Source organism: Noviherbaspirillum aridicola (assembly GCF_019656455.1).
Taxonomy (GTDB): Bacteria; Pseudomonadota; Gammaproteobacteria; order Burkholderiales; family Burkholderiaceae_D; genus Noviherbaspirillum; species Noviherbaspirillum aridicola.
The window spans coordinates 89,629-108,165 of sequence record NZ_BPMK01000001.1; the positions used below are offsets into that span (position 1 = coordinate 89,629).

The following is an 18,537-nucleotide window of genomic DNA, read 5'->3' on the forward strand; positions in this document are numbered from 1 at the left end:
CGATGCTTCCGACCATGCGCTGGCGAGCGGCAAGAACCTTCACACCTGCGGCGCGCCGTTGCGACGCCCGCGCCGGCGCCCGTGGGACCTTCATTGTGCATCAGTCCCGGGCGCGGCGCGGCCGTCCTTCACTTGCCTTCGGCGAGCTTCACGGCGCTTCCTTGATGCCGATCACCGTGCCTTCGCGCCGCTGGTCCGCACCGCCGTACTGGCGTCCCGTTTCGAGATCGACGATCACGCCCTGGACCGAACCGATTCTCGCATTGCAGTTCGGCGCGCCGTTCTGCACCGGCACCGCATGGCCAAGCGCCAGCAGACCCTGCAGCGTTTCGGCGGCGAACCCGGCCTCGCAGCTGATCGTGCCGGCGGCGCTGGTGACCGAGAAACGCGGCGCGTCGATCGCTTCCTGTATCGACATGCGATGATCGACGAGATTGAGCGTCACGTTCAGCACCGAGTTGATGATGGTGGCGCCGCCGGGCGATCCGTAAGCCGCCACCGGTTTGCCGGCGCGGAACAGCATGGTCGGCGACATCGACGAGCGCGGCCGCTTGAACGGCGCGACATCGTTGGCGCCGGGATTGCCGGTGGCTTCGTTGCGCATGGGCGTGAAGTTGAAATCGGTCAGCTCATTGTTGAGCAGGAAGCCGTAGCCGGGAACCGTGATGCCCGTACCCCAGGTGTTCTCGATGGTGGTGGTGTACGAGACCACGTTGCCTTCCTTGTCGACCACCGAGAAGTGCGTGGTGTGTATGCCCTTTTCTTCCTCGAGCGCGGCCAGCATCGTTCTCACCGCCGGCAGGCCGCCGGCGACATTGCAGGGCAGGGGGTTGCCCGCGGTGACGCTTGCCTGGCGCTGCTCGGGATTGATGAGCTGGCGGCGCGCATCGGTATAGCAGGGCGAGATCAGCCCGCGCTCGGGCACCGGCACGAAGTCTTCGTCGCCCATCCATACCGCGCGGTCGGCGAACGCCAGCCGCATCGCCTCGGTCATCACATGCATGGTCCTGGCGGAGCCAAAGCCGTAGCCCTGGCTCGCGTCGCCGATCGGGAACTGCTCCAGCATCTCGAGCATCTGGATGATCGTCAGTCCGCCCGAGGACGGCGGCGACATGGACTTGATGGTGACGCCGCGATAGTCGCCCTGCACCGGTTCGCGCAGCGCGACATCATAGGCCGCGAGATCGGCCGTCGTCATGCGGCCGACGCCGGCCGAACCGAGGGCGGGGCTGCTGCGCCGCTGCGCTTCGACGATCGCATTGGCGATCTCGCCCCGATAGAACACTTCGCTGCCCTGCGCGGCGAGCAGGCGGAAGGTCTTCGCCAGGTCGGGTTGCCGCAGCAGGCTGCCTTCCGGCAGCGGCGTGCCGTCGGACTGCCGGAACACGGCGCGGGTCTCGGGCTGCAGCGAGGTGCGGGGATCGGCGATGTCGGCCGCGAGGTAGCGGTTGATGCGGAAGCCTTCCTCGGCGAGCGAGATCGCCGGCTGCAGTGTCCGCGCCAGCGTCTTCGTGCCCCAGCGCTGGAGCGCGGTCTCCACGCCGAGCACGGTGCCGGGAACGCCGACCGAGTGTCCGCTGGTGGAGGCGTCCGCGAAGCTCTGCCCGAGGAACATGTCGGGCGTTGCCGCGGCGGGCGCCTTCTCGCGGGAGTCGACGATGACGGTCTCGCCCGTCTTCGCGAGGTAGATCATCATGAAGCCGCCGCCGCCGATGCCGGAGAACTGCGGCTCCACCACATTGAGCGCGAACTGTATGGCGGCCGCGGCATCGATCGCATTGCCGCCTTCCTTGAGCATCTGCGCGCCGGCCTGCGCCGCGAGCGGATGCGACACCGCGACGACGCCCTTGCGGTAGCCTTGCTGTTTTTCGACGGTGGCGTCGGCCACGTCGCGCGTGCCGGCGGGCAGGCCTTCGGCGAAGGCAGGAACGGCGATGAGCGCGCCTGCCAGGGGTAGTCCGCAGAGGATGCGGGTCAGCGTGATCTTCATCATCTCTCACTCTCTTTCGGGTTCTTTTGAATCCAGCTTTGCTCCCTGGTGCACATGCCGGCACTGTCCCGTGCCGTGCGGTGATGCCTGGTGCCGGCGGACGCTCAGTCCGGGTCGGCTTTCCTTCCGCCCGATAAAGCCGCGGTCCACAGCTCGCGCGCGCGTGAGCGCACGGACGGGTCGGGGTCATGGAGCATGAGGCCGATCTCATGCAGGGAATCGGGCCGGGACCGGGTCCACGCCTCCAGCGCGGCGAGACGGGCAACAGGGTCGCGGCTGCGCATCGGGGCCGTGTCCGCCGGCGCGGCGTGTTCCTGAGAAAGCATCCCGGGCGGGAGGTATTGCGCGGACGAAGACGGTGAGGCCGTCCATGGATTGCTGATCGCCGCGAAGAGGAAGCCCGTGCCCTCGCTTCTGCGCCCGGTGTCGGGCGCCTTGTCGGCTTCCATCCTCCCGCAGGCGGCGACCTGCCAACTCAGGACAGACAGCAGCAGGGCAGCGCGCAGCACTCTCACAACGATGTCTCCATCCAGCATCCCGGTTTTCCGTGACCGTGCCGCGCGGGCCGCCGGCGGCGCCGTGAAGAACGGCCTTCCCAGTCTAGTCAACCGGCGAAGTCCGACTCGCAGTTAAAGAGCGTTCTTTTAATTGAATCAAGCGGCTTTCCCCCAGGTTCGGGGATTGCATGCCGGAAGGACAGGGATGCGGCATGGCGCGCGGAAGACCTTGGGATACGACAGCGCCGCCCGGGCGGGCGGCGTTCCTTCGATGCATTTGCGGGGCTGATCGGCGGACTCAGTAAGCCGCGGCCGATTTCGCATTGCCGGCGAGGCGGGTGGCGCCATCGACATACACCGGCGGAAGCTGACCCTGAAACTCCTGGTGCAGCTCGGCATAGCTGCCGTCGGCCACGGACTGCTTCAGCTCGGCCAGAACCTGGGCGCGGGACTTGCCCGGAACAAAACCGGTGCCGGGCGCGACATATTCCTGGTGGAGGGCGGCGTAGCTGCCGTCGGCCTGCGACTGCTCCAGCTCGGCCATCACTTCGGCGCGGGTCCTGGTCGACTTGAAGTCGGTGAACTCGACCCACTCCGACGCGGAGGCGAGGCTGGCGGTGGCGAGCAGGGCAAGGGCGGCAATCATTTTCTTGGCATTCATTCTCATTATCCAGACAAGTGTATTGACGACTAGTGACTCGGTCTCGGCGGAGCAGGCAAGGTGTCTGCCGTCGAAGGCTTTGCTTCGGTGAGTCGCACGCGTTTTTCTTGTGTGCTCATCGATGGAACGCAGTCTATTCCTGGCCGTATTCGGAATAAACAGGATTTCCGGCAATTCGGTGTTCCGGAATCGAGAACAATCCCGGCGACACGCGCGCCGCCCCAGGCACATCCGTTGACCTGCGGCAGGCGGCGGCCGCGTGCCGCAAGGGAGAATGCAGACAAACAAGACTCACTGAACTTTCGCTCGGGGATGCGACATGATGGATTTGCAGGCAATCAAGGCGGCGGCAATGGAATACCGCGACGGCGACCGCGACGACGAGGAATGGCCGGTCGTCGAGTCGAACTTCCATGTGCTGGCGGCGGATCCCGAGCGCATCGTCGCCCTGGTCGCCAGTCTCGAGGCGATGGGTAAGCTGGTGCGGGACCTGACCGGATACATCAAGCTGGCAGGGCGAGACAAGCCCGACCCGGTGCGCGACGACCTGCTCGCCCAGGCACGCCAGCTGCTCGCCGCCAACGGACTCTGAGGCGTCTTCCCCGGCCGGCGCGCGCGGCGCCGGTTTTCGCTAACATGGCGCTCTCATGTGCATTCGCCCGCAGAAGGCGATTTCTCCGATACGTCCACGCAATGACTTCCGTTCCCACGACTGCCATCGTCGCCGCCGGCGACCTGCATCATCTCGCCCTGCGCGCGCTTGTCGCCGCGGGCGCCTCCGAACTCCAGGCCCGCGCGACGGCCACCGCACTGGTCGCCGCCGACATGCAGGGGCTCGCCTCGCACGGCACCTCGCGGGTGCAGATGTATGCGGCGCACCTCGCGCACGGCCGGGTGGACGGCCAGGCCGTGCCGGCGGTCGTGTCGCGCCGCCCGGCGGCGATCCTGGTCGATGCCGCCGACGGTTTCGCATTCCCCGCCTGCGAGCTCGCCACAGGGGAAGCGGTTTCGGCGGCGCGCCAGTGCGGCATGGCGATCGCCGCCGTCACCAACAGCCATCACTTCGGCGCCGCCGCCTACCATCTGGAAGCGGTGGCGGAGGCCGGCATGGTCGGCCTCGCAATGGGCAATTCGCCTGCCGCGATGCCCTTCGCCGGCGGCAAGCGCGCCATTTTCGGCACCAATCCGATCGCCGCCTGTTTCCCCCGCCGCGACGCGGCGCCGCTGATGATCGACCTGTCGCTGTCGGAAGTCGCGCGCGGCAAGATCATGCTCGCCGCCCAGCAGGGCAAGCCGATTCCCTCCGGCTGGGCGCTCGACAGCGAGGGTCGCCCGACCACCGACGCGCGGGAAGCCCTGCAGGGATCCATGCTGCCGGCCGGCGGCAACAAGGGCGCCATGCTGGCCCTGATCGTTGAGCTGCTGGTCACCGCGCTGACCGGCGCGAGCTTCGGCGCCGAGGCGGACTCATTCTTCGTCGACGCCGGCAACCGGCCGCGGCTCGGCCAGGCTTTCATCGCCATCGACCCCGGCGCGCTCGCCGGACAGGCGGTCTATTTCGCCAGGGTCGAGGCCCTGCTGGAGGCGGTGCTGGCCGACGAGGGCGTGCGGTTGCCCGGTGCGCGCAGGCAGGCGCTTGCGGCGCAGGCGCAGGCGCAGGGCGTGCAGATCGCGGCATCCACGCTGGAACAGCTGCGGCGGCTGGCGGGGGCCTGAGCCGGACTCCCGCCGCGCCCGGTCCGGTCGCCTCACTCGTCGCAAGCGCACATGCAACGAATTGCAACCGCATGGGTATTCCTTACAGGAATGTGCAAGACTCGATCGGCATATTCAGGGAGCAAGCATGCAGACCACCAAGCAGGCGAATGCCGTCGTCATTTCACTCGATGCATACCGCGAACGGCGCAGGATCGCCACGGTCAACAAGCGCGACGACGGCTGGCAGCAGGTCAAGGCCACGCTGGCGCTGGGCGGCGCCGATCAGGATGAGGACAGGGCGGAGGATGCGCGGCGTCTTCTGCTGATGCCGGGCCTGCGGCGGCCCGACGAACGCGAGCTGCTTTAATCGCCCGTCGGTCGCGCGCGGCCGCGGCCGCGCGGCAGCAGCTCCGTGTAATACCGGGTCGACCTGTCCGCGCGATGACCCAGGTATTCGCCGACCAGGGCGGGCGAGGCGCCGTCTTCCAGTTCGCGCAGCGCGAATGAATTGCGTAGCGTACGCGCGCCGCGGCGCTTGATCTGTTCCTCGGGCACGCCGGCCGCCGCGAGCACCGCTTTCACCTGGCGATAGACGGTGGCGGGATGCAGCACCGCTCCCGTCGGCCCGGCCGGGAACAGCAGGTTGCCGGGCAATTGCAGCGACTTGCGCAGCGCGACCCATTGCAGCAGCATCCCGGCGCCGAAAGCGGCGACACGGGTGCGATGCCAGCGGCCGGCCCCGCCCGGGTAGACGTCGATGAAGACGCTGCCGTCCTCCTGCTTCATGCCGACATTCGACAGGCTCAGCCTGATCACTTCGCTGACCTTCAGTCCGCCCGCCAGCACCGTGGCGATCATCGCCCGGCTGCGCTGATCCTTCCAGCCTTCGCCCTGCGGCAGCGCCGCCAGCACCGCCGCCTGCTGCTCTGCGCTCAGCCACTGCGTCCTGTCGTTGCCCTTGCCGGAACGCGTCGGCTGGGCGACGGCGAGTCCGCGCGCCGGATTGCTGTCGACCAGACCCTTCCCCAGCAGCAGATCGAAGGTGCGTTCAAGCAGCCGGACATATCGATGCCGGATCCCCTTGTTGAGCCTGTTCGCGTCGAGAAAGCGGCGTATGTCGTCGACCCCGACTTCACGCAGGGATTTTTCCGGTCTGCCCTCGGACGTGGTGCCCAGTACCTGGTCCGCGAACTTGCCGAACATCGCGCGGTACACCTTGATCGAACTGTCCCGCAGCACCTGCGGGTCGCCCCTCCTGGTGGTGGCGAAACGGTCCGATACCACCCAGGACGCGAAGGCTTCCTTGGGCGCGTTCAGCCAGGTGTCGGGACTGTCGAAGAGTGAGATGGGAGTTTGGCGGGACATGCGCCGATCATAGCTTCACGCGATCAGGCGCGCAATTGATGAGCGCCGTACCCCTGCATCGGGCTTCACGCTTGAAATCGTTCCTTGAGGAATAGCATGGCCGGCTCCGCGGTCATATCCGTCAAAATTAATCACCATTGATCGACATTGAATTTCGACTGAAGGTGTGGACTCATTGAATACGGTTAAAACAGGCGATGCCGGTGTAAAAAACCTGTTAATTGGCTGGAGCGGCAGATGATAATTCGTGTAATCTCCGCAAAGTGCCAAAAAAAACAATCCGCGGGAATTAAAACTCGCTCGCTCTCATTAAGGAGAAAAAATGTCGAATCTTCAATCTGCGAAGGATGCGCTGCGCGCCGAGCTTGAACACGCACGTGAAGGGCTTGCTTACTATCAATCGCGGGTGGAAGCCTTGCAGCAGACGCTCTCATCCTTGAACTCGCTCGAGGGCAAGGGCGGGCAGGACGCGGCACCGGCGCGCGGCCGGCGCAGGAAGGAAGCCGCGGCGAACGGTGCGGCCAGGCCGGCGAAGGCTGGCCGCGCGAAGAAGTCGCAGTCGGATCTGCCGGCCACCGGCAAGGAGTTCTGGGCGGGTCTGGTCACCAGCGAGCCGCAGTCTTCACGCGAGATCCTGAATGCGGCAGTGAAGGCGCTCGGCATCACGCCTGCCGGCGACGATCTCAAGAAGCTGGCGCAACGACAGGCCAATGCCCTGCATATGCTGGTCAAGGCCGGCGCGATTTCCGACAGCGGCACCGGCAGGGATCGTCGTTACCTCAAGCAGTAAGCGATCGCGGTGCGCCGCGCATCAAGACAAACGCCCTATCCGTGATCCCGGTCCGCCATACGGCTGCCGACCTGATCCGCTCGATAGGGCGTTGCATCTTCCGCCACGCATATCGGTTGCGTGTGCAGCAGACCCGCTCATCATAGCGTCGCTCGATGACACGGCAGTGACAGCCGTCAAGCCAAAAGCGTAGCCGGACCTCCGCATCCTCATCCACTTGCGGTGTATCGATCTTCAAAAACGCTGGCGCAGCCAATCCAGTATGTCGCGCACGACGTCGTCGCGGTTGGTCTCATTCAGCAGTTCGTGGCGCGCGCCTTCATAGAACCGGTAATCGACGCGGGCCAGGCCGAGGGCCTGATAACGATCGATCAGTGCACGCGTGCCCGCCAGGTTGGCGCCGACCGGATCGAGCGCGCCCTGTATCACCAGCACCGGCAGCGATTGCGGGATGCAGGCCTCGCGCGCAGGATCGCGCAGTGCCGCCATGCCGCGGAAGAAGTCGCGCACGAGTTCATTGCTGAATGAGAAGCCGGCCAGCGGGTCATCCTCATACTTGCGGACTTCCTCCGGGTCACGGCTGAGCCAGTCGAATCCGGGCTTGTCGCTGAAGGCCTTGTTGAATTCGCTGAAGCGCTCCGCCCAGAATTGCGACGGGCCAAGCGGTGCGGCGGCGGCGGCCGCGTCGAGCGCGTCGATCAGCTCGGCCGGAGGCGGCGGGCCATAGGCCGTGCCGCTCAGGATCAGACCGTCCAGCCGACAGCCGCGCGTGATGTAGTCCTGTGCGATGAATGAGCCCATGCTGTGGCCGAACAGGACCAGCGGGCACTTCGGGTGAGCGCGCTGGATGATCTCGCTGAGCGCCAGCTCGTCTTCGACGAAGCGGTTCCATGCGTCCGGTCCGGCGTCGCCGAGCGCGCCCGACCGCACGCGGCTGAGTCCGTGTCCGCGATGGTCGCTCGCATACACCGCGCAGCCGTCCGCCACCAGGGCCCGCGCGAAGCGTTCATAGCGGCCGCCGTGCTCGGCGGCGCCGTGCACGACCTGGACCGCCAGGCGCGCTTCGCCATCCGGCTCCCACCGGCGGTAACGGATGTCGGCGCCATCCGCGGCCCGCAGAACTTCGTGGCTTGCGGTCGTGGGGTCCTGCACGGCCGGCCGGCTGCCCTGATTCATGTCTGTCTCCTTCATTGTTTTCATCACGTCGGTCGCGGTCGGAAGCGCGACATCCGCCCATTCTAATGAAGTCCGGGCCGGGCGGAAGCGGCGCTTGCTACAATCCGGCGGGAGCGCGGCGAAGGCGGCGCCCGGTACATTCCTGATTCGCGCTCAGCCATGCTCAGAAAAAATCTCTCGCTCGTCGCCGTCCTCGCACTGCTCGTCTGCGCGGCCAATTTCTTCAGTCCGTACTGGACGGTGCAACGCATGCGCGGCGCGATCGCGGCGCGGGATTATGAAACGTTCTCAGCCTACGTCGATTATCCGGCGCTGCGCGAGAGCTTCAAGCAGCAGCTCGCGCAGGGTGGGGCGGGCGCGGACGAGGCAGGCGGACAGGACCCGTTCGCGGCCATCGGGCAAGGTCTCGCGCGCGCGGTGACCGGCCCGCTGATCGATCTGCTGCTCGGCCCCGCCGCATTGATCGAAATGCTCAACGCCGGCCGCCCCGGCGTGACCCGTTCCGTGATGTCGGCGGCGGTGTCGAAGGTGCCCGCGAGCGCGGAGCCGCCAGCGGAAATGTCGGTCGGCTATCGCGACTGGCACACCGTGATCTACCGGCGCGAGGGTGCAACCGATGCCGAGGGTTACTTCATCCTGCGCCGCGAAGGATGGTGGCGCTGGCGGCTCGCCGCGGTCATGCTGCCGTCCTAGTGCAGGCCGAGGATGCCGGATCCGTTCAGCGCCTTCCAGAGCAGCCAGGAGACGGCAATCCATGCCAGGGCGACAAGAAGCAGGCCCCAGTTGCTGCGCGGTTTGCGGCCTTCCCTGTTCATCCACTCGGCGGCGCGGGCGCGGCATTCATCGAGCACGGCTGCGGGCACGAGCCGGACCGCGACCCAGATCAGGCAGGGCAGCAGGATGACATCGTCGAGATAGCCGAGTACCGGAATAAAGTCGGGAATCAGGTCGACCGGGCTGAGCGCATAGGCCACGACCAGCACGCACAGGAGCCGGGCGTGCCAGGGCGTGGCGGGATGCCGGTAGGCGAACCAGAGGGTGACGCCGTCGCGCTTGATGCCGCGCGCCCATGCGCGCATTCTTTCCGTGAGGGACATGCCTGTTGCCTGCCGGCGGTATGCGGGGATGCCGAGTATATCGGCTCTGCGGCTATCGTATCGGAGGTGGGCGATGAGCGGCGCGTGCCGGCCGGACCTATTCTTCGCCCGGCAGCTTGTGCCCGGAGTAGATGAAGTCGGGTTCGCCCGCTTTCTCGTTGCCGCAGTGAGGGCACTTGATGACGCCCCGCGCCGCGCCGTCGGCGAAGGCAGGGCTGTACTGTTCCAGCATGTATACCTTCCCGCATACCGGGCAGTTTTCCAGTCGAAGCGACATAGCCTCCCCTTGTTGTTATTCCATGGCCCAACGGTAATCCGAATGCCTGCCGCGCGCATCCCATGAACATGGGGCGGCGCGGAAATCATCCGCCTACGCCAGGAGGTATGATTCGATCATATCCATTCCCCCTGGAGCAGACAATGGCGAGCGCAGCGAAATCCGGAACGGCAATCCAGGCAGGGGACGCACGGTGACCGGAGTCATCGGCCTCTTGCTGTTCGCGGGCGGGGTCTATCTTCTTGCAAGCGAGACGCAGGGCAGCGCCGGCTCATGGTCCGGCTTTGCCCTCGTCGCACTCGGCTTTCTGGTTCTTGCACGATCCGGTCGCCGTGGCAGACGGGAGCGGGTGGCGGCTTCCCGCCGGTCGCCGGGCCGTGCGCGAGGCGCAAGGAGAAGCGACGGCGGCGGCGATGGCCGCACGGACGATGAAGGGGAGGGTGACGGAGGCGGAGACGGCGGCGGCGGGGACGGCGGGGACTGATGCCTTCCTATTGCCTGCGCCCGACGAGATAGCGCACGCCCTGCGGACCATAGCTTTCGGTGTGCGCTTCGTTCGCCTGCAGATGGAAGATCTCGCCGCGCCGGTAAGTCCGCGCGCCGTTTCCCGTTCCGATGCGGATTTCGCCGTCGAGGATCAGGGCCTTGGCTTCGAACGGATGGACATGCGAGTCGAGCATGCCGCCAGGTTCGCGGGTAACGCTGACAGGCCCGGCATAGCCCTCGGCCTTCAGCATGTCGACGAACTGTTCCTGTTCCATCCGGCGCTCCCGGGAAAATCGATGCCCGCAGCTTAACATCGCCGGCGCGGCTCTGCCCATCGCAGCGCGTTGCCCTGCCGCGGGATTCCTTCTACACTCGCCCAATTGCCGGAGACCGGGTTCCCGGTCCGACAGGCCCTGCCCTGTGGGCGCCGGCGAGGGAACACGAAAGAATGCGATGGATGACCTTATCGAACTGATCGACGCGCGCAAGACCAGCCTGAGCGAGCGCGTGCCCGACGTGACGCGCCGGATCCAGGAAGACTTCGCACCGCGCGAGGCAGCGCTCGTCGCGAGGCTGGACCGCGTGCTCGCCGACAACGCTTCGCGCCGCAACAAGATCGTCAAGATACAGGCGCTGGTGTCGGAGGTGCGCGAGGCCGCTGCTGCGCACGCGGCTTGCCGGCAGGGCTGTTCGGCATGCTGCCACCAGCGGGTGATGATGTCGCAGACGGAGGCGGATGCCATCGGCCACCGGATAGGGCGTACGGCGGTGCAGCTGCGGTCGGACTATGTGCCGCCCGCCCTGCACGATTTCGGCCCCGCTACGCCCTGCCCCTTCCTGGTGCAGGACGCCTGTTCGATCTACGAGCACCGGCCTTTCGTCTGCCGCAATTACCTCAGCCTGGATACGGATGCGCTGTTGTGCGGATTCGAGAACCTGGCGCTGGCGAAGGCAGGCGATCCGCGTCATACGCCGGTGCCGCATCTCGACCCCGGGCCGCTGCTGGCGGCCTACCGGCAGGTATCGGGAAAGGACCGGACAGGGGACATCCGGGCTTTTTTTCCGCCGGCAGCCCCGGCCTGACCCGGCGCACATGCCGCCCCCGCTGGACAGCGGGCGCCGCGCGCGGCATGATGCCGAGTAGCAAGTTCATGCTTCGGGCGGTCGACGACCGCCTCCTGACATCGGAAGGGGCAATGGGTATGGACAAATGCCGTGATTGCGAACATCGGGACAAGCGCGACCTGGAACAATGCCTGCGGTGCCATGGCGTTGCGCCGATGCGCGTGCATGTGGCGCTTTTCCTGGTGGTTCTCCTGCTGTTCCTCATGGCGGTGCTCGCGAGCCGGGAAGCGCTGAGCTTCAGGGAGGCGCATGAAGGGCCGATCGCGAGAATGATCCGGCAATACGGCGCGTCCGGCGCGGACAAGTCGCCGGCGCCGGCAGACCATCCCGCCACGAAGTGAATCCGACGACCGCCGCGCCATCGCCGGCGGCATGCATGACATGAATGGAACCGGGCGCCAGGACGCCCGGCCGCGCGGGGAGACGCAATGTTCAATCGTCTGGGAAAGACAGCCGCCGGCGATGACCCGAAGATGGGGCGCCTGGTCAGCTACTGGTCGGTCACGGTACTGCTTTATCTGCTGTGCCTCGGCATCGTCTGGCTCGAGACCTTCACCGGCTCCGGCCAGCGGGAAGCCGCCGCCGCCCTGACGATACTCTCCTGCCTCGGCCATGCCGGCTTCTATCTCCTCATCCGCAAGAGCCGCAGGCTTCGGCTCACGCCGGCGCAGCTGTCGGTCTACCAGGGCCGCTTCGCGGTACTGATCACCTGCCTCGGCTATCCCATCGTCGGACCCTTCCGCGGCGCCTGCCTCGTCGTGCTGCTGGTGACGCTGGTCTTCTGCGCCTTCACGCTGGAGGCGCGCAAGACGCACTCGCTCAGCATTTTCGCCATCGTCCTCCTGGGCGCGATGATGATCGCGATGAGCCGGCTCGATCCCGCCTTCGACGCGCGCATCGAGTTCGTGCACTTCGTGCTGATCGGGACCATGGTGGCGGTGGTCGGCATCCTCACTGGCCGCATGAGCGACCTGCGCGCGCGGCTCAAGAAACAGAAGGATGAACTGCTTGTCGCGCTCGCACGGATCCAGGATCTCGCGACGCGCGACGCGCTCACCCGGCTGCCCAACCGGCGCTTCATGGTCGACCTGCTGCAGGGCGGCGAGCGCGTCCCGCACGGCAGGCCCGCCTGCCTGGCGCTGCTGGACATCGACTGGTTCAAGCGGATCAACGATACCTACGGCCATGCGGCCGGCGACGAGGTGCTGCAGCGGTTCGCCGAAGAAGGCAGCAAGCTGCTGCGTCCGACCGATATCCTCGCGCGCTGGGGCGGCGAAGAGTTTCTGCTGTTCCTGCCGCAGACCACGCTGGCGCAGGCGCAGGGCATACTCGAACGCTTCCGGCGCCACACCGAAGCGTGGACGCTCGCGCACGGCGAGGCCAGGCTGCGCGTGACGGTGTCCGCCGGGCTGGTGGAGCTGCATGACCGCGAGGATTACGGCAGCGGCATCTCGCGCGCCGACGCGCTGCTCTATCGCGCCAAGTCGGAAGGCCGCAATCGCGTGGCGGTGGAAGAGGAGGGCGCGGCCGTGACGGCGGCCTGATGCCGCGCCTCAGTAGTTGCGCGCGTCCTGGCTGCTGGTGCCGGTCACTCTTCCGGTGCTGATGTCGAAGTGCACATTGAAGAACTGTTCGCCGAAGGGCGACAGGTAGCGCCAGTCGAGCACTTCTTCATTCTTGCGCGCATAGCGCTCGATCTTGCGCTCCCGGCCGAGGATGCGATGCACCTCTTCCCGCGTCATGCCCGGCTTGATGCGGGCGAAGTTCTCTTCCGTCAGCAGCTGGCGGTAGTCCACCAGTCTGCCGTCGCGGCCGATCAGGAATTCCCATGTCCGGGTGCCGGCCGGCCCTTTCGGATATTGCAGCGCACGCGTGCCGTCGCTGTCCTCGTAGACCCTGTCGGGCGCGCCCATCACCGACCTGACGTCGCCTTCGCTCGATACGCCGCGCTGCAACCTGTCGAGGCCCGGCTCCTGCAGGAGATTGCCGTCCTTGTCGCAGCCGAAGAGCAGGAGGGAAAGCATGAAGCAAAGAATCGACCGGATCATGGCGCCTGTCCTGAAAACCCATTGGAAGCAGCGAAGGTGCGGCGCGTTTCAGGCGATCGGCGGCCGGTTAATGACAATCAACGCGACCGCCATCGCGGCGCCCGCCCTTCAGCGGTACCGGGTATCCGGCCTGGCCAGCGTCGGGGCGACCTCGACCGTGATTTCGTCGCCGGGGCGCAGGCTGACCAGCAGCCGTTCGCCGACGACGACGGCATCGACGGCGGCGCCGCTGCGGCTGCTTGCCTTGAAGCCGGACTGCAGCGTCGCCTTGACCGGGATCGCCACCGTCAGCGGATCGGTGCACAGGCGCGGATCATGCTGGCCGGTCAGCGTCACCACCGCCTTGCCGGGCGCGGAGGTGAAGACCGATGGCGTGAACAGCGGCCGGCAGGCCCGGTAGCGAGCGACTTTCTCGTAGGTGTCGACCCACAGCCGGGAAGAGAACCGGGCGGCATGCGCGAGATGGTCCCTCAGGAACTGCGAACTCACCGGACTCCATCCGTCGCCATCCACGCCGTGGCCGCCGGCCACCAGCCAGCCGTCGGTGTCGACGACCCTCGTCAGCTGTGCATTGGCTCTCGCGAGCGCCTGCTCGGGCGTCGTGTCATGCGCGAGGTCGAAGAATGCGAACTCATAGTTGCTTTCGCCGATCGCGAGCTTGCGGACCGAGAGATGGCTTTTCTCGGCGATCTCGAGCGCCCGGGCGCTGTACATGTGCCAGGGGAAGGCGATGGTCCGCGGCCGCATGCCGAGGCGCTGTTCGATGAGCTGCTGCGCGCCCACGATCTCGGTCATCAGCGTCTGTTCGCTCAGCGTCGGGTCGTTCAGTTCGATCGAGTGCGTCATCGAATGATTGCCGATCTCGTGGCCTCTTGCCGCAATCGCTCTCCAGTAGTCCCAGCCTGTCAGTGTCTCCACCGTGCCGGGGACGATATAGAAGGTCGCGCGCCATCCGGATTGCTCGAAGATCTCGGCGATCGTGGTGCTCGAGGCGTAGCCGTCGTCGAAGGTATAGGACGCGGCCGAGCGCTTGCCGCCGAGGTAGCGCGTCAGGCTCGCGGCGTTGAGGTCGAGGCAGCGGTCGATCGTCGTGGCGCAGATGGATTCGATCGGCGGCGGCGGTGGCGGGTCATCCTCGGGCACCGGCTCGTTGTCGGGCTTGTCGCCGCCGGTCTGGTCGGGCGGCGTGTCCTTGCCCGGCGTGCCGCCCGGGTCCGCAGCCGGACCGTCCTGTCCGGCGGGCGGAGGATGGGTGGCGGGCGGATTCGGGGAGGGCGAGCTGTCGGTGACGGGGCGGGATACGCTTCCCCCGTCCGAACCGCCGCCTCCCCCGCCGCCGCAGGCGCTCAGGCCCGCGAGCAGCGTCAGCAGCAGACTGTTGACCAGGGCACGGTACGACCTCATGTGCAAGCTCCGTTCGCATATCGATGGAGCTCACTTTAATTGGCGGTATCCGGCCGGTATTGACTGCTGTCCTGTTCCCTCAGGCATTGACTTGAGGGATTGCAATCGCCCTCGAATCGCCTCTCGCGGCTGTCACGCGCTACTGAAAATCGGGCCTTTGCACACCGTCGGTCTGCCCGCATTTCGGGCAGGTGACGACGATGCCGCCGAGGACGTTCGACAGGCTGCGTTCACCCGATCCTTCGGTCGCGGTCCATGTCTCGCCGCACTGCAGGCATTGCACGCTGGCGGAAGCGATTTCCTTCTGCACGCTCTCGGCGATGCCGTCGTGCCCTTTCGCGTCCGAAGGCAGGTCCTGCATCCGGACATCCCAGACTTTGAATCCCTTCGCTTGGTCGGCCATGTCGGTCTCCTCGTTCTGTCGTTGCGGTTGTCACATGGAGGGTTGCGGGCCGGGCGCCCTCGCTGCATGCTGCGCCGGATCGGCCTGCGCGGATTCGTCCTGCAATTCCCGGGCGAGCGCGGCAAAGAAATCGGCGGCCATCTTGCGCGCCGCGCCGTCCACCAGGCGCGAGCCGATCTGCGCCAGCTTGCCGCCGATCTGCGCCGAGGCGGTATAGGCGAGACTGGTCGCTTCGCCCTCGGGCGAGAGCTGCACCCTGGCCGTCCCCTTGGCGAAACCGGCCACGCCCCCCTGTCCCTCGAAATTGATGGTGTAGGACTCGGGCGGCCGGATGTCGAGCAGGAATATCTTGCCGGCGAACTTCGCGCTGACCGGGCCGATCTTCACGGCCATCGCCACCTTGTATTCGTTGTCGCCGGTCGGCTCGATCGATTCGCAGCCGGTGATGCAGGCCTTGAGCAGTTGCGGATCGTTGAGCGCGGCCCAGACCCGATCCGGCGGCGCCGGCACCACTTGTACGCTAGACATTTCCATGGCGGTCTCCTGCCGGATGAATCGTCCGGCGGCGTGTGAAGGGACGCGGCTGCGCCGCGGTTTCCAGCACTTCGCCGAGGCGGGCGAGGCTGTCGAGGTTGTGCACCGGCAGGAACAGGTCGGCATGAGGCAGCATCGCCCGTATGCCCGCCGGTTTCGCTTCGAATCCCGCGTAGCGCAGCAGCGGGTTGAGCCAGACGAGGCGCCGGCAGGACAGGTGCAGCCTTTCCATTCCGGCGGCCAGTCCCCTGGCGTCGTCGCTGTCGAGCCCGTCGGTGATCAGCAGCACGGTCGCGCCCTGGCCGAGCAGGCGCCGCGCCCAGCAGCGATTGAATTCATGCAGGCAGGCGCCGATGCGGGTGCCGCCGGCCCAGTCGCTCACCTGGCGCGACACGCGTGCCAGCGCCGTGTCGACGTCGCGGTCGCGCAATGCGCGGGTGACGTTGGACAAGCGGGTGCCGAACAGGAAGGCATGCATGCGGGTGCCGTGGCTGGACAGCGCGTGCATGAAATGCAGCAGCATGCGCGAGTAACGCTCCATCGAGCCGGATATGTCGCACAGGACCACGAGCGTGGCCGGGCGGGTGCGCGGCGCGCGGCGGCGCAGTTCGATGAAGCCGGCGGCGGAACCGACGACTTCCCGCATCGTGGCGCGCAGGTCAATCGAGCCGCCGCCGCGGCATGGACGCGAACGACGCGCCGGAAGGCGCGGCAGCGGCAGGCGCAGCGTGGCGATCAGCCGCCGGGTCTGCGCCAGTTCGGCCGCCGTCATGGCGGCGAAATCCTTCGCCTGCAGCGCTTCGCGGGGCGACATGGTCATCGAGGCGTCGACCCGGAGTTCGGGCGGCAGCTGGTCGGACTGAAGCGGCGGGCGGAGGAGACCCGGCTGCATTGCCTGCGCGAGCCGGGGCGCGACCTCGCGCCGGGCCTGCGGCGCCCGCACGCCGGCGAGCAGGTCGCGCAGGCCCTCCATGCGCGCGCTTGCCTCGGGATCGCGCCAGAACAGGTCGAAGGCCTGGTCGAAGATCTCCTGCTGCTCATGCCGGTCCACCAGCACCGTGGACAGCGCATAGTAGAAATCATCGCGCCGCGACAGACCGACCGCCTGCAGCGCCTGCAGCGCATCGAGCGCGCCCGCCGGTCCGATCGGCAATCCCGCGCGTCGCAGCACGCGGGTGAAGAACAGCACATTGTCGGCGAGCCGGCCGCCCCCGATCACGCGTGCCTGCGCCGCCGACGTGCTCATGGCTGCCCCGCGACGTCGCTTCGCGCGTCGGCCACCAGCTGCGCGACCGCACTGCCGTCGAGGCGCGCGATGTCGTCCTCATACTTCAGCAGCACGCCGCGGGTGGCCTCCACCGCTTCCGGATCGATCGCGTTGCGGTCGAGGGCGGCCAGCGCGGCAGCCCAGTCGATGGTTTCCGACACGCCCGGCGCCTTGTACAGCTCCATCTCCCGCAGCCGGGCGATGAAGGCCACCACTTCGCGGCTGAGCCTGTCGGACGCCTCCGGCGCCTTGCGCCTGACGATGTCGAGTTCACGCTGGCGGTCCGGATAGTCGACCCAGTGATAGAAGCAGCGCCGCTTGACCGCGTCGTGGATTTCGCGGGTGCGGTTGGAGGTGATGATGACGATCGGCGGCTGCGCGGCGCGTATCGTGCCCAGCTCCGGGATGCTGACCTGGTACTCGGCGAGCACCTCGAGCAGATAGGCTTCGAAGGGCTCGTCGGCGCGGTCCAGCTCGTCGATCAGCAGCACCGGCGCGCCGCCGTCGCTGCTGTCGAGCGCCTGCAGCAGCGGGCGCGGGATCAGGAAGCGGTCGCTGAAGATGTCGGTTTCCAGGCTGTCGCGCTCGGCGCCGGTGGCCTCGGCGAGGCGGATCGCTATCATCTGGCGCGGATAATTCCACTCATAGACCGCGTTCGCGATGTCGAGCCCCTCATAGCATTGCAGGCGCACCAGCCGCCGGCCGAGTCCCGCCGCGAGCGCCTTGGCGACCTCGGTCTTGCCGACCCCGGCTTCACCCTCGAGGAACAGCGGCCGGGACATGGTCAGCGCGAGGTAAAGCGCGGTCGCGAGATGACGCTCGGCGACATACTGCTGCGCGCCGAGCAGGCGCATGACGTCATCCACCGAGGCGGGCAGCTTGTCCGGACTCATGCGGCCGTCGACGGCAGACGCGTCATTGCAGCGCCCGGGCCACCGCGCGCGCGGCGAGCACCGGGATCAGGTGGGCGCGGTAGGCGGCGCTCGCATGCAGGTCCGAGCTCAGATCGTCCTCCGGTATCCGCACCGCCTTCGCCGCGTCAGGCGTGAAGCTGGCCTGCAGCGCCTGCTCCAGCGGCGCGGCGCGGAAGGCGCAGCCGGCGCATCCGGTGACCGCCACCCGCACCTGTCCCTGGCGGTCGCGGCCGACGAAGACGCCGACCAGCGCAAAGCGGGAGGCCGGGTTTTCGAACTTGATGTAGGCGGCCCGCTCGGGAATCGGGAACGACACCGCGGTGATCAGTTCGCCCGGTTCGAGCGCGGTTTCGTACATGCCTTTCAGGAAGTCGTCGGCCGCGATCTCGCGGCGGTCGGTGCGGATCGCCGCCCCCAGGCCGAGCACCGCGGCCGGATAGCAGGCCGCCGGATCGTTGTTGGCGAGCGCCCCGCCCAGGGTGCCGAGATTGCGCACCTGCAGATCGCCGATGCCGGCCGCGAGGCCGGCGAGCGCCGGGATCGCGCGCAGCACTTCGTCCGACTGCGCGATGTCGGCGTGCCGGCTGCCGGCGCCGATCACCAGCGCCTCGCCCTCGCGCCGGATGCCGCGCAGTTCTTCTATGCCGCCCAGGTCGACCAGCCGCGTGGGCGCGGCCAGCCGCAGCTTCATGGCCGCCACCAGGCTCTGGCCGCCGGCGAGCGGCCGGCTGTCGGGGTCGGCGAGCAGGGCCACCGCCTCGCTCACGCTACTGGGTCGATGCAGTTCGAATCCGTACATGCTTGC

General features: G+C 67.3%; 23 protein-coding genes. 8 read left to right on the forward strand and 15 right to left on the reverse strand.

Annotated features, from left to right (window positions below; translation table 11 throughout):
* Positions 1-148: 148 nt before the first annotated feature.
* From ggt to NCCP691_RS00490, 3 genes are all read right to left on the reverse strand, one after another.
* Entirely contained in the window at positions 149-1,993 is a 1,845-nt protein-coding gene (gene ggt / locus NCCP691_RS00480; RefSeq protein ID WP_238482249.1) for a gamma-glutamyltransferase, read from the reverse strand.
* A gap of 101 nt (positions 1,994-2,094) precedes the next feature.
* On the reverse strand, positions 2,095-2,526 hold the full coding sequence (locus NCCP691_RS00485) for a hypothetical protein (RefSeq protein WP_220806269.1): 432 nt from the start codon (positions 2,524-2,526) through the stop codon (positions 2,095-2,097).
* Positions 2,527-2,785: 259 nt separating this feature from the next.
* On the reverse strand, positions 2,786-3,148 hold the full coding sequence (locus tag NCCP691_RS00490) for a DUF4148 domain-containing protein (RefSeq protein ID WP_220806270.1): 363 nt from the start codon (positions 3,146-3,148) through the stop codon (positions 2,786-2,788).
* A 319-nt stretch (positions 3,149-3,467) separates the two neighbouring features.
* Here NCCP691_RS00490 and NCCP691_RS00495 point away from each other — a divergent pair, with 319 nt between their 5' ends.
* The 3 genes from NCCP691_RS00495 (at position 3,468) to NCCP691_RS00505 (ending at position 5,213) form a co-directional block, all read left to right on the forward strand.
* A complete protein-coding gene (locus NCCP691_RS00495; protein WP_220806271.1) occupies positions 3,468-3,740 on the forward strand; it encodes a hypothetical protein in 273 nt (90 codons plus the stop codon).
* 101 nt (positions 3,741-3,841) lie between these two features.
* Entirely contained in the window at positions 3,842-4,864 is a 1,023-nt protein-coding gene (locus NCCP691_RS00500) for an Ldh family oxidoreductase (protein WP_220806272.1), read from the forward strand.
* 127 nt (positions 4,865-4,991) lie between these two features.
* Positions 4,992-5,213 carry a hypothetical protein gene (locus NCCP691_RS00505; RefSeq protein WP_220806273.1) on the forward strand — a complete coding sequence of 74 codons (222 nt, stop codon included), beginning with the start codon at positions 4,992-4,994 and terminating at the stop codon, positions 5,211-5,213.
* Here the strand turns inward: NCCP691_RS00505 and NCCP691_RS00510 are convergent.
* Positions 5,210-6,211: a tyrosine-type recombinase/integrase gene (locus NCCP691_RS00510; RefSeq protein WP_220806274.1), complete on the reverse strand. Its 1,002-nt coding sequence runs from the start codon at positions 6,209-6,211 to the stop codon at positions 5,210-5,212. The genes NCCP691_RS00505 and NCCP691_RS00510 overlap by 4 nt on opposite strands.
* A gap of 322 nt (positions 6,212-6,533) precedes the next feature.
* Between NCCP691_RS00510 and NCCP691_RS00515 the strand changes: the two genes are divergently transcribed.
* Positions 6,534-7,001: a hypothetical protein gene (locus tag NCCP691_RS00515; RefSeq protein WP_220806275.1), complete on the forward strand. Its 468-nt coding sequence runs from the start codon at positions 6,534-6,536 to the stop codon at positions 6,999-7,001.
* A gap of 234 nt (positions 7,002-7,235) precedes the next feature.
* Here the strand turns inward: NCCP691_RS00515 and NCCP691_RS00520 are convergent, their stop codons facing one another.
* A complete protein-coding gene (locus tag NCCP691_RS00520; protein ID WP_220806276.1) occupies positions 7,236-8,177 on the reverse strand; it encodes an alpha/beta hydrolase in 942 nt (313 codons plus the stop codon).
* 159 nt (positions 8,178-8,336) lie between these two features.
* Between NCCP691_RS00520 and NCCP691_RS00525 the strand changes: the two genes are divergently transcribed.
* Entirely contained in the window at positions 8,337-8,870 is a 534-nt protein-coding gene (locus NCCP691_RS00525; protein ID WP_220806277.1) for a DUF2939 domain-containing protein, read from the forward strand.
* Here the strand turns inward: NCCP691_RS00525 and NCCP691_RS00530 are convergent.
* The 3 genes from NCCP691_RS00530 to NCCP691_RS00535 form a co-directional block, all read right to left on the reverse strand.
* Complete coding sequence (locus NCCP691_RS00530; RefSeq protein WP_220806278.1) at positions 8,867-9,274, reverse strand: YkvA family protein; 408 nt, start codon at positions 9,272-9,274, stop codon at positions 8,867-8,869. The genes NCCP691_RS00525 and NCCP691_RS00530 overlap by 4 nt on opposite strands.
* Positions 9,275-9,371: 97 nt before the next feature.
* Complete coding sequence (locus NCCP691_RS21475) at positions 9,372-9,506, reverse strand: hypothetical protein (protein WP_274387213.1); 135 nt, start codon at positions 9,504-9,506, stop codon at positions 9,372-9,374.
* Positions 9,507-10,042: 536 nt separating this feature from the next.
* Positions 10,043-10,312, reverse strand: coding sequence for a cupin domain-containing protein (locus NCCP691_RS00535; protein ID WP_220806279.1), 270 nt, complete (start codon positions 10,310-10,312; stop codon positions 10,043-10,045).
* 178 nt (positions 10,313-10,490) lie between these two features.
* Between NCCP691_RS00535 and NCCP691_RS00540 the strand changes: the two genes are divergently transcribed.
* The 3 genes from NCCP691_RS00540 to NCCP691_RS00550 all read left to right on the forward strand — a co-directional run bounded on the left by NCCP691_RS00540 (position 10,491) and on the right by NCCP691_RS00550 (position 12,706).
* Positions 10,491-11,120, forward strand: a complete 630-nt coding sequence (locus NCCP691_RS00540) for a YkgJ family cysteine cluster protein (RefSeq protein ID WP_220806280.1) — start codon at positions 10,491-10,493, stop codon at positions 11,118-11,120.
* A 68-nt stretch (positions 11,121-11,188) separates the two neighbouring features.
* Positions 11,189-11,503, forward strand: a complete 315-nt coding sequence (locus NCCP691_RS00545; RefSeq protein ID WP_220806281.1) for a hypothetical protein — start codon at positions 11,189-11,191, stop codon at positions 11,501-11,503.
* A gap of 87 nt (positions 11,504-11,590) precedes the next feature.
* Positions 11,591-12,706, forward strand: coding sequence for a GGDEF domain-containing protein (locus tag NCCP691_RS00550; RefSeq protein ID WP_220806282.1), 1,116 nt, complete (start codon positions 11,591-11,593; stop codon positions 12,704-12,706).
* Positions 12,707-12,715: 9 nt separating this feature from the next.
* On the opposite strand, the gene NCCP691_RS00555 is transcribed toward NCCP691_RS00550, so the two are convergent.
* From NCCP691_RS00555 to NCCP691_RS00585, 7 genes are all read right to left on the reverse strand, one after another.
* A complete protein-coding gene (locus NCCP691_RS00555) occupies positions 12,716-13,210 on the reverse strand; it encodes an outer membrane protein assembly factor BamE (RefSeq protein ID WP_220806283.1) in 495 nt (164 codons plus the stop codon).
* Between the two features lie 108 nt (positions 13,211-13,318).
* Positions 13,319-14,614: a polysaccharide deacetylase family protein gene (locus NCCP691_RS00560; protein WP_220806284.1), complete on the reverse strand. Its 1,296-nt coding sequence runs from the start codon at positions 14,612-14,614 to the stop codon at positions 13,319-13,321.
* Positions 14,615-14,753: 139 nt separating this feature from the next.
* Positions 14,754-15,017: a hypothetical protein gene (locus NCCP691_RS00565; protein ID WP_220806285.1), complete on the reverse strand. Its 264-nt coding sequence runs from the start codon at positions 15,015-15,017 to the stop codon at positions 14,754-14,756.
* Positions 15,018-15,047: 30 nt separating this feature from the next.
* Positions 15,048-15,545, reverse strand: coding sequence for an SRPBCC family protein (locus tag NCCP691_RS00570; RefSeq protein ID WP_373870312.1), 498 nt, complete (start codon positions 15,543-15,545; stop codon positions 15,048-15,050).
* On the reverse strand, positions 15,538-16,797 hold the full coding sequence (locus NCCP691_RS00575; RefSeq protein ID WP_220806287.1) for a vWA domain-containing protein: 1,260 nt from the start codon (positions 16,795-16,797) through the stop codon (positions 15,538-15,540). The genes NCCP691_RS00570 and NCCP691_RS00575 overlap by 8 nt, the downstream gene beginning before the upstream one ends.
* On the reverse strand, positions 16,794-17,711 hold the full coding sequence (locus tag NCCP691_RS00580) for an AAA family ATPase (RefSeq protein ID WP_220806288.1): 918 nt from the start codon (positions 17,709-17,711) through the stop codon (positions 16,794-16,796). Before NCCP691_RS00580 ends, NCCP691_RS00575 begins: the two co-directional genes overlap by 4 nt.
* Positions 17,712-17,733: 22 nt before the next feature.
* The gene (locus NCCP691_RS00585) at positions 17,734-18,531 is read right to left on the reverse strand and encodes an FAD binding domain-containing protein (protein WP_220806289.1); all 798 of its coding nucleotides are present in this window, start codon (positions 18,529-18,531) and stop codon (positions 17,734-17,736) included.
* Positions 18,532-18,537: the final 6 nt, after the last annotated feature.

Bases quoted from the DNA above. Each gene is read 5' to 3' on its own strand.
- ggt (WP_238482249.1), bottom strand. From the start codon at position 1,993: ATGATGAAGATCACGCTGACCCGCATCCTCTGCGGACTACCCCTGGCA.
- NCCP691_RS00485 (WP_220806269.1), bottom strand. From the start codon at position 2,526: ATGCTGGATGGAGACATCGTTGTGAGAGTGCTGCGCGCTGCCCTGCTG.
- NCCP691_RS00490 (WP_220806270.1), bottom strand. From the start codon at position 3,148: ATGAATGCCAAGAAAATGATTGCCGCCCTTGCCCTGCTCGCCACCGCC.
- NCCP691_RS00495 (WP_220806271.1), top strand. From the start codon at position 3,468: ATGATGGATTTGCAGGCAATCAAGGCGGCGGCAATGGAATACCGCGAC.
- NCCP691_RS00500 (WP_220806272.1), top strand. From the start codon at position 3,842: ATGACTTCCGTTCCCACGACTGCCATCGTCGCCGCCGGCGACCTGCAT.
- NCCP691_RS00505 (WP_220806273.1), top strand. From the start codon at position 4,992: ATGCAGACCACCAAGCAGGCGAATGCCGTCGTCATTTCACTCGATGCA.
- NCCP691_RS00510 (WP_220806274.1), bottom strand. From the start codon at position 6,211: ATGTCCCGCCAAACTCCCATCTCACTCTTCGACAGTCCCGACACCTGG.
- NCCP691_RS00515 (WP_220806275.1), top strand. From the start codon at position 6,534: ATGTCGAATCTTCAATCTGCGAAGGATGCGCTGCGCGCCGAGCTTGAA.
- NCCP691_RS00520 (WP_220806276.1), bottom strand. From the start codon at position 8,177: ATGAATCAGGGCAGCCGGCCGGCCGTGCAGGACCCCACGACCGCAAGC.
- NCCP691_RS00525 (WP_220806277.1), top strand. From the start codon at position 8,337: ATGCTCAGAAAAAATCTCTCGCTCGTCGCCGTCCTCGCACTGCTCGTC.
- NCCP691_RS00530 (WP_220806278.1), bottom strand. From the start codon at position 9,274: ATGTCCCTCACGGAAAGAATGCGCGCATGGGCGCGCGGCATCAAGCGC.
- NCCP691_RS21475 (WP_274387213.1), bottom strand. From the start codon at position 9,506: ATGCTGGAACAGTACAGCCCTGCCTTCGCCGACGGCGCGGCGCGGGGC.
- NCCP691_RS00535 (WP_220806279.1), bottom strand. From the start codon at position 10,312: ATGGAACAGGAACAGTTCGTCGACATGCTGAAGGCCGAGGGCTATGCC.
- NCCP691_RS00540 (WP_220806280.1), top strand. From the start codon at position 10,491: ATGGATGACCTTATCGAACTGATCGACGCGCGCAAGACCAGCCTGAGC.
- NCCP691_RS00545 (WP_220806281.1), top strand. From the start codon at position 11,189: ATGCTTCGGGCGGTCGACGACCGCCTCCTGACATCGGAAGGGGCAATG.
- NCCP691_RS00550 (WP_220806282.1), top strand. From the start codon at position 11,591: ATGTTCAATCGTCTGGGAAAGACAGCCGCCGGCGATGACCCGAAGATG.
- NCCP691_RS00555 (WP_220806283.1), bottom strand. From the start codon at position 13,210: ATGATCCGGTCGATTCTTTGCTTCATGCTTTCCCTCCTGCTCTTCGGC.
- NCCP691_RS00560 (WP_220806284.1), bottom strand. From the start codon at position 14,614: ATGAGGTCGTACCGTGCCCTGGTCAACAGTCTGCTGCTGACGCTGCTC.
- NCCP691_RS00565 (WP_220806285.1), bottom strand. From the start codon at position 15,017: ATGGCCGACCAAGCGAAGGGATTCAAAGTCTGGGATGTCCGGATGCAG.
- NCCP691_RS00570 (WP_373870312.1), bottom strand. From the start codon at position 15,545: ATGTCTAGCGTACAAGTGGTGCCGGCGCCGCCGGATCGGGTCTGGGCC.
- NCCP691_RS00575 (WP_220806287.1), bottom strand. From the start codon at position 16,797: ATGAGCACGTCGGCGGCGCAGGCACGCGTGATCGGGGGCGGCCGGCTC.
- NCCP691_RS00580 (WP_220806288.1), bottom strand. From the start codon at position 17,711: ATGAGTCCGGACAAGCTGCCCGCCTCGGTGGATGACGTCATGCGCCTG.
- NCCP691_RS00585 (WP_220806289.1), bottom strand. From the start codon at position 18,531: ATGTACGGATTCGAACTGCATCGACCCAGTAGCGTGAGCGAGGCGGTG.